16 protein-coding genes are annotated in these 13,246 nt (G+C 38.9%); 6 read left to right on the top strand and 10 right to left on the bottom strand.

Features of this window, described 5'->3' with window-relative positions; translation table 11 throughout:
• Positions 1-203 precede the first annotated feature (203 nt).
• Complete coding sequence (locus V6259_RS12830) at positions 204-710, top strand: hypothetical protein (RefSeq protein WP_341584847.1); 507 nt, start codon at positions 204-206, stop codon at positions 708-710.
• 518 nt (positions 711-1,228) lie between these two features.
• Here the strand turns inward: V6259_RS12830 and V6259_RS12825 are convergent.
• Positions 1,229-2,023: a BspA family leucine-rich repeat surface protein gene (locus V6259_RS12825; RefSeq protein WP_341584846.1), complete on the bottom strand. Its 795-nt coding sequence runs from the start codon at positions 2,021-2,023 to the stop codon at positions 1,229-1,231.
• 285 nt (positions 2,024-2,308) lie between these two features.
• Here V6259_RS12825 and V6259_RS12820 point away from each other — a divergent pair, with 285 nt between their 5' ends.
• From V6259_RS12820 to V6259_RS12810, 3 genes are read left to right on the top strand one after another with little or no spacing between them, the layout of a single operon-like run.
• Positions 2,309-2,476: a hypothetical protein gene (locus V6259_RS12820; RefSeq protein ID WP_341584845.1), complete on the top strand. Its 168-nt coding sequence runs from the start codon at positions 2,309-2,311 to the stop codon at positions 2,474-2,476.
• A 38-nt stretch (positions 2,477-2,514) separates the two neighbouring features.
• Complete coding sequence (locus V6259_RS12815) at positions 2,515-2,805, top strand: hypothetical protein (protein WP_341584844.1); 291 nt, start codon at positions 2,515-2,517, stop codon at positions 2,803-2,805.
• Positions 2,806-2,851: 46 nt separating this feature from the next.
• Entirely contained in the window at positions 2,852-3,550 is a 699-nt protein-coding gene (locus V6259_RS12810; RefSeq protein ID WP_341584843.1) for a restriction endonuclease, read from the top strand.
• A 74-nt stretch (positions 3,551-3,624) separates the two neighbouring features.
• Here V6259_RS12810 and V6259_RS12805 read toward each other — a convergent pair whose 3' ends face one another.
• The 3 genes from V6259_RS12805 to V6259_RS12795 all read right to left on the bottom strand — a co-directional run bounded on the left by V6259_RS12805 (position 3,625) and on the right by V6259_RS12795 (position 6,410).
• A complete protein-coding gene (locus tag V6259_RS12805; protein WP_341584842.1) occupies positions 3,625-4,146 on the bottom strand; it encodes a hypothetical protein in 522 nt (173 codons plus the stop codon).
• A 170-nt stretch (positions 4,147-4,316) separates the two neighbouring features.
• The gene (locus tag V6259_RS12800) at positions 4,317-4,895 is read right to left on the bottom strand and encodes a hypothetical protein (RefSeq protein ID WP_341584841.1); all 579 of its coding nucleotides are present in this window, start codon (positions 4,893-4,895) and stop codon (positions 4,317-4,319) included.
• A gap of 387 nt (positions 4,896-5,282) precedes the next feature.
• The gene (locus V6259_RS12795; RefSeq protein WP_341584840.1) at positions 5,283-6,410 is read right to left on the bottom strand and encodes a hypothetical protein; all 1,128 of its coding nucleotides are present in this window, start codon (positions 6,408-6,410) and stop codon (positions 5,283-5,285) included.
• 560 nt (positions 6,411-6,970) lie between these two features.
• Between V6259_RS12795 and V6259_RS12790 the strand changes: the two genes are divergently transcribed.
• On the top strand, positions 6,971-7,825 hold the full coding sequence (locus V6259_RS12790) for a hypothetical protein (RefSeq protein WP_341584839.1): 855 nt from the start codon (positions 6,971-6,973) through the stop codon (positions 7,823-7,825).
• Positions 7,826-7,838: 13 nt separating this feature from the next.
• Positions 7,839-8,588 (top strand): hypothetical protein, encoded by a 750-nt coding sequence (locus V6259_RS12785; RefSeq protein ID WP_341584838.1) that lies wholly within the window; start codon positions 7,839-7,841, stop codon positions 8,586-8,588.
• A gap of 541 nt (positions 8,589-9,129) precedes the next feature.
• On the opposite strand, the gene V6259_RS12780 is transcribed toward V6259_RS12785, so the two are convergent.
• From V6259_RS12780 to V6259_RS12755, 6 genes are all read right to left on the bottom strand, one after another.
• Positions 9,130-9,690 carry a hypothetical protein gene (locus V6259_RS12780; protein ID WP_341584837.1) on the bottom strand — a complete coding sequence of 187 codons (561 nt, stop codon included), beginning with the start codon at positions 9,688-9,690 and terminating at the stop codon, positions 9,130-9,132.
• An 887-nt stretch (positions 9,691-10,577) separates the two neighbouring features.
• Positions 10,578-10,841: a hypothetical protein gene (locus tag V6259_RS12775; protein WP_341584836.1), complete on the bottom strand. Its 264-nt coding sequence runs from the start codon at positions 10,839-10,841 to the stop codon at positions 10,578-10,580.
• 115 nt (positions 10,842-10,956) lie between these two features.
• Positions 10,957-11,415, bottom strand: coding sequence for a hypothetical protein (locus V6259_RS12770; RefSeq protein WP_341584835.1), 459 nt, complete (start codon positions 11,413-11,415; stop codon positions 10,957-10,959).
• A gap of 470 nt (positions 11,416-11,885) precedes the next feature.
• The gene (locus V6259_RS12765) at positions 11,886-12,167 is read right to left on the bottom strand and encodes a hypothetical protein (protein WP_341584834.1); all 282 of its coding nucleotides are present in this window, start codon (positions 12,165-12,167) and stop codon (positions 11,886-11,888) included.
• Positions 12,168-12,217: 50 nt separating this feature from the next.
• On the bottom strand, positions 12,218-12,430 hold the full coding sequence (locus V6259_RS12760) for a hypothetical protein (RefSeq protein ID WP_341584833.1): 213 nt from the start codon (positions 12,428-12,430) through the stop codon (positions 12,218-12,220).
• Between the two features lie 47 nt (positions 12,431-12,477).
• Positions 12,478-13,203 carry a DUF5983 family protein gene (locus V6259_RS12755; RefSeq protein WP_341584832.1) on the bottom strand — a complete coding sequence of 242 codons (726 nt, stop codon included), beginning with the start codon at positions 13,201-13,203 and terminating at the stop codon, positions 12,478-12,480.
• Positions 13,204-13,246: the final 43 nt, after the last annotated feature.

Raw genomic sequence — 13,246 nt, 5'->3', positions numbered from 1 at the left:
CGTAATTCTTTTATTTCCCATGCTTTTATCATTAATTACATTAAGTAAACTAATTGATTGAATCGCATTAGGTGTTTAAAATACCGTATAATGAGATTCATCGTAATATGCTCTATTTTACGTGAAGCACCTATATAAGAAGATCTCGCATTGCCTTATTGCAGAGTGAGTGACAATTTCTAATGCTGTTAGGGAATATATTATTGAACACTATCACTCGTGAGTTATATACCCCTCGTTTTCCTTTTTACGTTATATGTTTACCCGATAGTGGGCCCTCAGATATCCCCATAGATTTTAAAAAGAAGTTTTGTGCAGGATTCGGCTCTGTGGAAGAGGCTGTCGCTAAACGAGATGAGGCGGAACAATTTCAAAGATTCGTTAGTAAACCTCATTCTCTAAAGCTATATAATTATCAATCCATTCTGAGCTCAGATAGTGAGGCGCTTTGGAATGAAGTGTATTGGATTGATTCTGTTGTTCATAATCAATATTGCACCCTGTCATTAGTGTACTTTATTGACTACGTATTTGGCCGGAAAAAGAATTTTTGTATGTCACAAGGCATTGAAGCTTCACAGCTATCTCAGTGGCTGGGCAGGGGAGGTTCTGTAGGCCAGCAGTGTTTTGTAACCTATATGGATGAGCAATGGTGGCTAATAGCAGGGAAGCGCCGAAAACTGATACTTCCACCAGCTATATTTGAATAACGGCCTATAAAGAATCGTTGGCCAACAACATTAATGTGTAATCAGAAACCCGTAGAGCCACGTGGTTTCTTTCATTTTTAGTTCGTAGTGATCTTGATTACCAATCAGAGAATCACCCCATCTGATCCCTTTCCTGTTTTTTTTCTTTCAAACTTTCAACCGTTATTTTTTTTCTTTTTATTTCTTTTTATTGTTTATTCTTTTCATACTGAGAGACGGGTTAAATGGAAAGATAAGATTCATTCAGTAATGTTTCGATGTGAAGTCAAGGGGGAGGGGGAAGGGAGGAGCTCTTTATAAAAGTATTAAGTAGTAAATTTACTACGAACTAAAATTAGATAATGATGGGAATAGTTTGTGTTTTAAGAAGGGTTAATGATGGTTGAGGATAGCACTGACTTTGAGGGCTTCTGGTAGATTATCTAATTAGTATAATGCAATTAAATCATATACGTCCATTAAATATTTGTTTGCTGCGGGCTCTCCTCCTTGAGTGCGCTAGAAATCTTTAGTGATCTTTATCTCTCATTTATAGTACGAACATAACTGAAGTTGGTCTTGCGAGCCGCTTCTATTGCCGCTTGTTTTTCTGCTTCTATTTTTTTTTCTTTTTCCTCTGGCGTTAAGGCGCACTTTTTACCAAACTTTGGTCTCGGTAAGGTCCATGCCGGAGTGCTGTAATCATAGTTATTGTAATACCAGGAGCTTTTAAGAGTAGCTACGCACCATTTATTAAGATTTACATTGAAATGCGATGCAAAGGCGAACATAAGTTCGATATTTATTGACGCTGACATATTCCACTTGCTGACGTTTTGATTAAACGAGGAGGCTTTGTAAAACATTTTTTTGAAATATTTACCCGCGACTGTATTCCAACTACTGATATTTTGATTAAAATTTAGTGCACCCTCAAAAGTGGATATGAACGATACAACGTTGTGTGTGTCCCAGCTTCTGATATCCCCATTAAAGGCCCATTGATTTTGGAACGCATAATTAAGTACCTTTACGTTTGATGTGCATGCATGAGGTGTATCTAGATATCTGTCTAGATCGCCGTGCTTATTCCAGTAAGCAACTTCCAATGCCGCTGCATCTCGTCCCGAATAGACGACTTGATACGTCTGGCCATTAAATTCTCCTATGGTGCCATCTGGCATCCCTGTACATACAACAGTTATTCCATTGGGTGCAAGCTTGAAGCCTGGGTTCGACGAAGTAACTGCCTCTGCGGACAAAGGCGTCCATGCAATAGCAATTAAGACGGCTACATAGAAGTAAGCCTTTAAGGTTTTATTTAGTTTCTTCATATTTAGTTTTGGGACACTTCGGTCCTCGCTCCTTTGATTGTAATAACTGAATTGCAAATATATCTTAGATAAATAATATCATTAATTGTATTATTCTTTGCAATTCAATAAAATCATTACGACAGTTAGAGCTGTTATCTGTCCCATGAAGAGAAGCTATACGGCTGAACACGGTGCTTAAGTGCAAAGTTCTCTGCCCAGAGCAAATGCACGGCCATCCTGTCCGGTCCTTTGAGGCCCCTATATCTTTTCTCTAGTTAAAAAGTTTCTATTTAAAGGTGAAGTATGAATATTAAATCTATGATTGCTGTTGGTGTATTAGCCTTGATTGCTGTCGCGGTTGTTATCAGATATATAATCCCTATGGTTACATGGCTTATTGCTCCTACATTAGTAGTCATTGTTGCTGTTGCCTTGTTCATCCACCATAGAAATAGAAGCCAAAAGAATTAATTCTGAAATACTTACATTCAAGCTTTATGAGGATTTAAATGAGAAACGTAGCATTAGGTAACTTACTTCAGGGTCGTTTTAAAGAGGCTTTGCTTACAGCCACTATCAAAGATTTTATAGCGTTATTTCTGCTTGTTGTCTGCATTACATTTGTTATTCATATGCTTACTGGTGGTGGAAGCGGTGGTGAAAAGTCTAAAGGCTTACTTCATCAGGTAGCACCAACGCATGAAAGCAAGTTAGAAGCCCCAAGTAATGAAGCAATGTCGGGGCCACTACAATCTACTTCTGATGACGATAAAGTAAGTCCTAAGCCTGAGGCCAAATAAGCTTCTCCTAAGAGGGTATTTTCAGAAATGTCTCGGAGAATAAGGTTTGCTTTACAACCCTACAATTGAACCACTACAAGTGTTTTCGAATTCGTTCCTCGTGCCAGTAGCGGCTTTCTTCGTTATCGCTTTAGCTCTACTAGTCTGCTTGCACCTATTTTTAAAAAAGATATCTGAAAGCAAAATTAGACCTAAATCTAACAAACAAAAATGGCGGCTCAAAGCAGCTCGGAAAAAACATAAAGGCATCTTGAAAGCATCCCCTAGTGATCGGAATAACAAGCTAGAAAATGCATTGAATGAAATGGATGGATTTGAATTTGAACTGTATGCAATGGAGTTATTAAGGATAAATCTAAAGCCTAATTATATTTCTAGCCCAAAGCTAACAGCTGATTACGGACTCGACGGTGTTATGGTTGAGGGCAAGCACGTGCTTTTATTGCAATCTAAGCATTACATGAGAAGCCAGTTGTCCGCCAAAGCCATCACTGATTTAGCTGATATAAGAGACAGGGTCATAGCAAGAAAGCGCAAGAACAAATTCCATAAAATGATTGGCATCCCACGTCATTTATTGGCGAATGCTCAGCATATTGTCCCTGTAGTCATTACTACTGGCGCTATAAGTAGCAGAGTTTATGATTTAGCGAAATCAAGGGATGTGATAATTATCTCTAAAAAGCATTTGCTTACTGATTTAAGGAGAAAGTTCATTTCAGAGCTGCCATCCTGGCAGCAATAACACATACTGTGATATGCATAGAAGATACGCTTTCAAAAAAAACAGCATGCTAAGATGCTGTTTTTTTTGATCTTTTATTTCGAAACCGGCTCTTTGTTTTCTTCCTTTAGAATTTTATCTAAATCAGGAAGCTCAACGCCTTCATGTGTTAAATTTGGTGCGAGAAGAGCCATTGTTGACGAAGCCTGTCCTTTGTTTTCCAGAGCATCATTAATCCCAATTAAAAATGCATTAACGTTTATATCCGCTTTTTGTAATGATCGCGCTCTTGATGCGCTTACGTAGCCAAGTGAGTACGAGCGTACAAGCTTCTTCTCTAGTGCTATACGAGCGTTATAGGTCTTAGCATCTACTTCTTCAGTTTTGGCTGAACCACCAGCTACCTTTTTATCTAGATCTTTATCAGGCTCTATTGCTTGGTTAGCCTTAGGACTACTGATGGTGCTTAAGTTCTTTTCTAAGCTTATAGCCTGGCCTGAAGGGGCAGTCAAAGTTGTTTTTGTTTCCTGCGAAATCGCAGCGTTTGGTAACATCAGTCCTATTGATGCCAAGACCGGTGCGAAAAATAAAAACTGTGACTTATGTGGATGTTTCACGTCTACTAACCTCGTTGACTCAAGTATAAGAATCCATAATATAGCAATTAATACCATTAAGTGCATTAAGCGAATTAATACAATGATGCACTAGTGCACTTAATGCAGGATTATGAATTATATTATTACCTACAAGTCTGGTGCTGAAATGAAGATCAATAACATATTGGTTAATTTATTGTGAGAGGGCGTTCTAAAAGGCATGAGTGTTTGAGGTTGTTGATGATATCAAGGCGGTTGTTTATGCTATCTACGCTCAACAAAGCGCTCAGATAAGGCATGTCGTTGAAGTTGAAATCCGAAAGATTAACTCGAAACTCTCTAATCCGCTGGGGTATTTCAAAGGGTAGTAGAAAGATATCCTTGCTTAATTCTTCTTGATCGGCGGTTATAAGAATCGCAGACGCCATTAAATCAGGGCTGAAATTTCCTTGCCTATCCAGCCAAAGAGCTAAACCTTGGTGTATCTTATCTAGACATAAACCGATGTAAAAATCTGTCTTATAACAGCTGACTGACTGCATTGGTATTTTATTGTATTGAACTACCCAGATAGCCTTCTCTTTGGCTTGGGTAAGGCAAACTGGAAGGTCGTAATGATTATTAAGACTCCATAGGTTTTTTACCTCTTCGCACGTGTATTTCTTTGCTATATTTAAGTTTTTTGTGAGTATACTACTGTCTTGATAAAACGAGAGGGAGCCATCTTGAGAGTCTAGTAAGTTAGCGATGACATATAGATCAGACATTCTTGATCCCTTATTTATTTGTTAGTGAAAGCCTTATCCTGAAGCTTTCAGTGTTTATACAATAGAAGATTCTGTCTGTCCATATAGTGCATAAGTCACAACGGAAATAGTGAAAATATTTTCAGATTTTACTGGGATTAACGGCGATATCTTGTGAGTGACGCAAGTAACAATTGCTCACGTTTATATAGCTCGCTAGTGTTTAGTTACATTAAAGTTTGATCTTTATAGCCTCCTAAAATGTCGGTTTTACAGGCCTAGTTACATTAAAGTTTGATATAGAATTGGCGTTTATATCTACTCAAAACTAAGAAGCCACGGGGCTTTCAGTGCTTCTATCAAAAATTAATGTTGCTTGTCAAACCATAATGTCGCTGGATAGCTAAGCTACGCTCCTGCCTGAAATCCGCCTAAATCTGCTTGCTTAGAATACCGCTCCACTGTTCCAATAGATTGCCCCGTAATTGAGCTTATGTATTTCAAAGACTTGCCTTTCTCTACCTGGTCAACCACAAGCCCCATTCGTACAGAGTGTCCAGAAATGCGCTTAATTTTATCCATTGGTAAGCCTATATTAAGAGCTAAATCTCGTAACCAACTATCAACGATCGCCGCGCCAAGGTGTGCTATCGATTTTGGTGTGCCGGTAATATAGGCCTCACCATTCCTATTGACTCGAGGGAATAATTTAGTGTCTGGATTGCATAGTGGTTCTCTTATCATCAATGCCAAATGGTTTTTAATGGCTTCAAATGGGCATGCTGGTCCGAGGTCTGTCTTCATTAAAGAGCCTCTGAAATCATGTGTGCGCTTCCCATTTTTTAAGACAACTCGCTGGTAATCAATGCGGTCGTCGTGAACTGTTAGATCTTTTATTCTAATTCCGTATTTGCCTAGGGCTTCAGACTCACGACAGCCTGTGACAGCCAAAAAAGACAATAGAGCCCTATCTCGTGACACTACTAACTTGCTAGCAGAATGAATGTAATCAGACTTCAGCATTGCCTCAATATCTATCCAGCGTAAAGGGTAGGCCTGGCCCTGTTTACGGCCAGACTTGTTGGCTCTTTCAGGGTTTAGCTGTAGAAGCTTCAAAAATTCTGTAATGCGCTTCTGGTCTTGTTCCTTAAATATGAGGCCATGTTTAAACTCAAGCATTTTGTATAACCCCCATATTCGAGACTTAAGGGTTGCTACCGCAATCGAGTGGCCATCTAAAAGTAACCCCGATCCTTTTTCATAAACTGTTCTGGTTCCTTCAGCCTGTTCTGCAAGGAAATTAATGATTTCTATGTAGCTTATCGTAGATAGGCTTCCGGAAAATCCCTTGGAACTTAACCACCGAGTAAAAATGCGATAGTGGCTTTCGTATTGCTTGTTTGTATCAGTAAGGGTTTCTGCACCTTTTAGTGCGCGAATGGCCACCTCAGATAATTGGCCAGACCGGTATTGATCGGTAAGAAGCGTATTCTTTTCTGATGGTTGCGATGTGGTGGTTAACTCTAATTTTTTCATTTAAGGAAATCTTCGCTGCTAAGTGAGCTGCTTGAGTAAGGTGAAGTGCCAAGTTTTGGCGAGAAATGAATAAAATCTGAATTCACCTAACTTACGACAGTACAAGACAAATAACATTACTATGTAAAATAACAATTTTACGAAGTAATACAACAGATTCATTAAACCCTTTATTTATGGGGCTTTCAAGAATTCCCGAGACAAATTTACAAGAATTACACCAACCTGTTGAGACAGATTTTATGTCTTGGTTTTATTGAGCTGGAGGTGCGCTCAGCAAGCTGCCCTTATTTTTGCTCTAAATAGGGTAAGTCGATGCACGAAAATGTTATTAAAGATAATTAATGTAGATTTGTTACGTTATTATCATATGGTTTTTTCGATTGGCCTACTGTTGATCTTAATTGGGTCTCTCTTAGCAATTTTCCGCTGTGGTCAGGATAAGACAAAAATTTGCTGTAGCACGACTGTAGTGGGTTTGTTATTGGTGCATTAAAAGGATAAAATGGGGTAATGCTATTAAAGCAGTTGCATCATTTAATTTTGGAGGGTCTAAAACGATGTCTAATAATGGAAAATATATAAAGGTGCGTGATTTGTTAGGTGATCCAATACTTGGCCCTATATTTAAGTCAAATCATCTAGCTGAGAGCAAATGCCTATCCTATATCACTATCACTACTCTCCGGCTTATTTTGAATTACATGGATAACCACGCTGGCGGCATTCGGCCAACATACAGTGCAGTTTCCAAGATGGCCAAGGAAAAAGGGGTAAGTGATAATCTAAGTAGTGCCACTATAAAGCAGTGCTTTATGTACCTAGATGTTCATAAGAATGTAAAGGAATCGCCGGTTAAGACTAGTATTTTAGAGCATGCTGTTAAGCGTTTTATAGAACCATGCATACTTGTCGACGATAACGGCGACCACACTGATTATGAGAAACTCAAATACCGAATTACCATGGTATTAATGCCATTGCTTGCTCTGGAGTACCAGCATAATACGACCCCAAGCATTTCGGAGCAAATAGTGCCCCTTTCGCAAACCATGAACCAAACAACGTTTGGCATTGCGGAGCTTGTTAGTTTAATGCTTTTCGATGAAGATGCGGATTTTGAAAAGACTACTATGCAACTTATCGCACAGAAAAAAATTGGTAGGAGTTTATCTTATCAATCAATCTCTAAAATTAAAAATGCAGTCGAATGGATGCGTAGCAATTATCAATGCGAGGTGTTCGATTTCTCTAGAATTGCAGATTTGTCTAGCTCAATGGCGCCGATATTTAAAGCAATGTTCGTTAAGGGGGTGTGCTGTAAAGAGAGCCTGAACGCTTTGATTATTACTACGTTTCGATCTATTTTAGTGTCCAGTAAGGTAATGAATAACAGAGTAGTCCGCTATATATAGGCGGGGAGGATGTATGCTACCTAGAATTATCAAGCACGTATCATTCATTGCAGTTGTTGCCGGCCTTGCAGGTTGTTCAACTTTATTTCCGGTGGAAAAAGCTAATGTAGAGCAATACAGTTCGATAGGATCTTTGATTGGTGGTGAATTTGATACACCTCAATATGTTCAGTTTCGGGATAATAAGCTTTATTCTTGGGCGCCTAACAACAAAACTAACCTTACTTTTTCTAAAGAGACTGTAGGGAGTTTTTGTACGCACAAAGGTGGAGTCCTGCAACGTATAGACGATCAGAATGCCGATGATATAGTTTCAAATAGTATTGGTACCTATTCATGCAGCATCAATGGAGAAGTGGTCTGGAGCGTTTCGATAACCATACACAATCCGCATTTCTCGAACCCGTATGTGAGGTCAGTTGTCGTGAAGGAGATTGATACTAAAAATTATCTCTTAAGACGTCAATCAGCTGCTATATCGGATACCATTTCATCTATTTCTCGTAATGAGACACGGTTAAGATTTGAGAAACTTGCCATCAAAAGAAAACGGGTTGGCCAGAAGGTCTGTTCTCTAGACAACAGAATGGGGGTTGTTATGTCTAATTTAGATAAGGATCACCTAAGAATACAGTCTTTTGGATTTACAACAAACGTCGAACAAGGTGTATTTTTCTCTGATGCTGTTGCTACTGGGGTTATAGTTCCCGCAAAGAAAATGTTGATAGCAAATAATGATGAGTGGGCAGGATGTTCCTGGTGATGTAGTCACGTTATACCGGCTTGTGACTGAAGTCATTAGAGCCGGTATGACGATCGCCAATTGGTTGGTGTTATATATGATGTTCAATACATTGTTCTATCGTGTCGAATACGTCCTCTCTTCCTTTTAGCCCTGTGTCGATCTTCATGAGTCTGGCCGTGTTCACAAATACATTTTTATCGCCTTTAATCAGCATATGGCCAGCACACTGTAAACTGTTATTTTTGTGGCATGTAAAGCTGTTTGCATTAAGTATTTCTGTCATTCTCTCCCTTCCTAGCCAGCCTTTTAGTGTATCTTTCCGGAATGGGCAATTCTTACAGGTTTTTCTCATATTCGGCAGTTTCATCGAGCTAAATTCCATTCCATTATATTTTACACATTATAGGCAGAACTTTATTTATTATGCTTTCTTAGATAGTTAGATTCTTTCAAAAAACCCATGAGTTAAAGATTTATCTTATTTCTTTTATCACACCTACTAAGTAGGTGCGAGCTAATTTATGCAAGAGTATTGTTAATAAGTTATGTTGGGGTTAAGTTATAATGACACGATCTCCGCATGCTCAAGGTGAGATAATGGTATAAATAGCGGTATTGTATTACGAACATCATGAGCAGCCCATCCCTGCCTTTCCATTCTACTACGAAAGAAAAACGAATTAGAAGAAACGTAATCTTTTTTCTCTTTAAGTTTATATATAATTCCATGAAGCTTAATAATGCTATCTTTTTTTAGTGACGTGATGTTTTTCTTATGATTCTTTTTAGTGTCATCAATTTCTAGCATTTTATTACGCCACAGATTAGCATTCAGCTTAGCTTTAGGCTTAGCTCTATTAGCGGCTTTTATAAGGCTAATTGGACAGCTGAAGTTATCTTTAATTTCTGACTCGGGTGTTTCATGAAAGTACCATATACTCGAAGTACGTTTTAGACTAAATAGCGTAATGGTGTGTTCACCCGATTGTGATACAAAGTATATCCATATTGATGAAGGTCTGTCTGACGTTTTTATTATCTCACCCTGACTAAAGGTAGACTTTATATAAGTGCGCGCTTCTTTAATACTGACAGCGTTGTTGATTTGTATCCAGTTCATACGTTACCTCGTTATTAGTGAGTCATCGATTGCTAGTGAATTTAGGCGCAGATTACAGGGCTTTAGGGGCGAACAATCATCCAGTAGCTGTATTATGGACCATAGTTTTTTAGAATTATCGAGTAATCACTAATCTACTATTGCATAAACCACATAGTTAAAGAGGGACTCTTTGTAAGGTTTTTTTAATTATGTTTGAAAGGTGTGGGGTAATACAATATTATTGAAATTTAACTCTATTGGGCTGTTATTATGTATAAAGTTATTTTAGCAACGGTTTATGTTGGGATGAGTAGTGTAGTACTAGCTACTAATGTTGATAAATGCACACCTAACGTTAATACTATGATAAAAGGGTTTAATACTGGGCGTATAGCTAACGAAGTAAAGGCAAATCATGTTTTAAGTCAAGTAGATGGATATCGCAGAAAACACTCTGACTGCGAAACTCTTTCTTATATTTATCAGAATATTATTAACTCGAAAAGCTAATGTGATAAATCATTATACAAGGGCGGTTCTAGTATTATTATTGTTTCCTAGTCAGTGCGATTTAGTTTTATTCTATTTTATCTCGCTTTCTCTCTTGAAACTCTAGTCCTACTGTCCTTCCTGTCATTAGCTAATGCTTTTAATAGGTGCCTGTTCGCTTTACATAAAGCGGCAGGTTTCCTGGATTCCATCTTCAAAGTAAAGTATTTGGCAATAAGTTTATATTCTAGAGAATCTGGCTTGTATTTTTTAAATGCGTTTGTCACATGTTCTTGAGCTTGAGTGCAGCTGTACACTTCTGCGTTAGAGGTATTTGCAAGCAAAATTAATATAGGTAGAGATATAATAATCATCCCGCGCTTTATACGTCGTAAGCTTGTCATATCTATATCCTCTTAAATATTCGTGTTTTTTTGCGTACGGTTACTTCGTCCTCGGGCACGTTCATTCTGTTTTACAAAGATGCCCTTATGTTGCTTGCCAAAGTTATCGATAGCTAAGCGTAATCCAAGATCCATACTTGGAGCTATGAACCTATTCAATCGCTTACATTTTCCATTATCTAGTTTTGAGTAAGCTACTAAGCGTATGTAGGGCAATTTAGCAGCGCTCAACGAACGTTTGGCTTTCTGCCAATCTTGTTTTAATGACTCATTCACAAGGTGTTATCCTTTATCTAAGCTATCTATACGTAATCAAATTCCGTAATTTTATCCTATAATAGCGACCTTCAATAGTGCCGATAAGGTGTACTCCTAGGATCAACCGGTAAAGTTATTTATATCTAATGAGATAATCGGTTTCAAAAAAATGAAAGCCTTCGTTCTGGCCGAAATATCCCATTGCTAAGTCTTCATACTGTGTATATGCGAGGTATTTTTTGGTAAATATAGTGGGGTAGCCCTCTAGTGCGTTTAGCCCTGTATCAATTGTATAGGCGCTAAATAGCTTGTAATCGTAAACACGTCCTTCCTTATCGTTATTCTGAATCTTGACAGAGCCTTCATAGCGCTGCACCCAGCCATCATTAAGCAATATGCCATTTTTATACGAGCATCCTTTGCGACCTAGTTGAGTGAATTTGTCTCCGACCTCGAGCACTTCTCCGTTTTGCAAATGCAGTGGCGTGTTAACTGGATTAATAGAATTATCCAGCGAGACGATGAAGCAAGTGTGGCTATTAATCAATTGAGCTGAATCTTTTAGCTTTGCTATTGTATGTTGTGAATTCAATGTAATTAACCTCTATTAAGTGTGCGCGGTTCTATTGTAGTACGTGACGTTCAGGCGCTACCCGTTGGCTAATATCGATACTATAAGTACGGCGTTGTTAAAGGCTGAAATGCCTTGAGGTCGGGGGATTCTGATGTCTTAAATATGTGTGGCCACAGGACGTGATCACACATTTATTCTTTACTCATTTATTCCTGAGCTAGATTCAATCTCATACCGTGGGTCGAACTCAGTATAAAAATTAACTATATGAAGCGTTCTAGCCTCATCTTCTACAAGTACACTGAATCGATAATCACTTTCCTCGCAAATTTCGTGATGTTCTTGAGCATACTCAATAGCTGCCTCGTCGACGCTATCTGCTGATACGGAAATCATATCTGTTTTATAAAAACCGACTCTCATGGTGTTAACTACCTCATTTTTTATAAGCTATTAAATGGTTTCTCAGACTTCACTCGCAATAGACTTCAGTTATTTGTTTGCAAGCACTCTAACGCTGATTCGGTGCTCTTTTGTATTTCACGCCTAGCCGCTGCAATCTTAATCTCAAGCCATTCGAAGTGGCTTATCGATAAGACGCAACCTGGCGCTAAATCCAATCGAGATCCACCGATATCGATTAGATGAACCCCATCAGTACAAAAATCAACCCCGTGTGATGAGGCGAGAAACACATCAAAAAAGGCACCAGCTTCGCACTTGATTGGTTCGATCGTGTAGGTCATGCGATCAGGATTGCTGTCGATCATAGCCTGACAAACATGAGTAGCGCCTTTATCATTGCTTCTTTCGTAGCTACTTAGGATTCCGTATAAGAGCCGCTAGCGGGTTTTGTTGCGGTGCCTCGCGTCATTTCAAGATGATCTGCCAAGGACCTTAGATCGTCGGGAGAGACGTATTGAGTGTCTAACCCCATTAGACAATTGCCTGTTTGGATGAAATAATTTTCCTGACGCAATCCTTCTGCCGAGTACTTGATATTTCCTGATACCGTCTGTGTGATTTCTGACATTTTAGTGTTCCTTATAATAGTTTTTCTGGCTTCGCGCTCAATAGGCTTCAGTTATTTGTTAGCAACTTCGCTAACGCTGATTCGGTACTCTTTTGTATTTCACGCCTCGCCGCCGCAATCTTAATATCAAGCCATTCGAAGTGGCTTATCGATAAGACGCAACCTGTCGATAAATCCATTCGAGATCCGCCGATATCGATTAGATGAACGCCATCAGAGCAAAAATCCACCCCGTGTGATGAGGCAAGAAATACCTCTAAAAAGTCACCAACTTCGCATTTGATTGGTTCGATCGTGTAGGTCATACGATCAGGATTGCTGTCGATCGTACCCTGACAATCATGAGTAACGCCTTTATCATTGGCGGTCATAATTTTAGCCTGAAAAGCAGGGAAGTCATCATTCATAAGTTCGACATTAGTCATTGCGGCTGGTCTCTCTTCTATGTCATCGGTGCCGTCGATATAGAGTGGCAGATTTTCATAGGTATTCGCATCGCAGTCAATTTCTATATGTCCAAATCCAGCGGCAAAGATAACTTTAATCACGGAATGAAAATCATCGCTTATCGTTATGTCACCCAACAATGGTTCGTCGTCGCTATATAACTTGATGAAAAAACCTGTATCTCGTTCACTAATCATTTGATTATCTAATGCAATATCAGACAACGCCAATATATCACTGTGTCGAAAGTGAGCAGTTGAAATCCCCAAGGTTCTGTAGCTGTCGCGTGAGTTTTTCAACTCTTCAATAGTGGTGCTGTTATTCATCGAAAGGCATCCCTTATTTAGTGAGTGCCCATTATGTCTGGTT

The sequence above is a fragment of the Marinomonas sp. TI.3.20 genome (assembly GCF_038155025.1).
Taxonomy (GTDB): Bacteria; Pseudomonadota; Gammaproteobacteria; order Pseudomonadales; family Marinomonadaceae; genus Marinomonas; species Marinomonas flavescens.
Note: the sequence above shows the minus strand (reverse complement) of the source record. Positions and strands in the feature narration are given on the sequence as shown.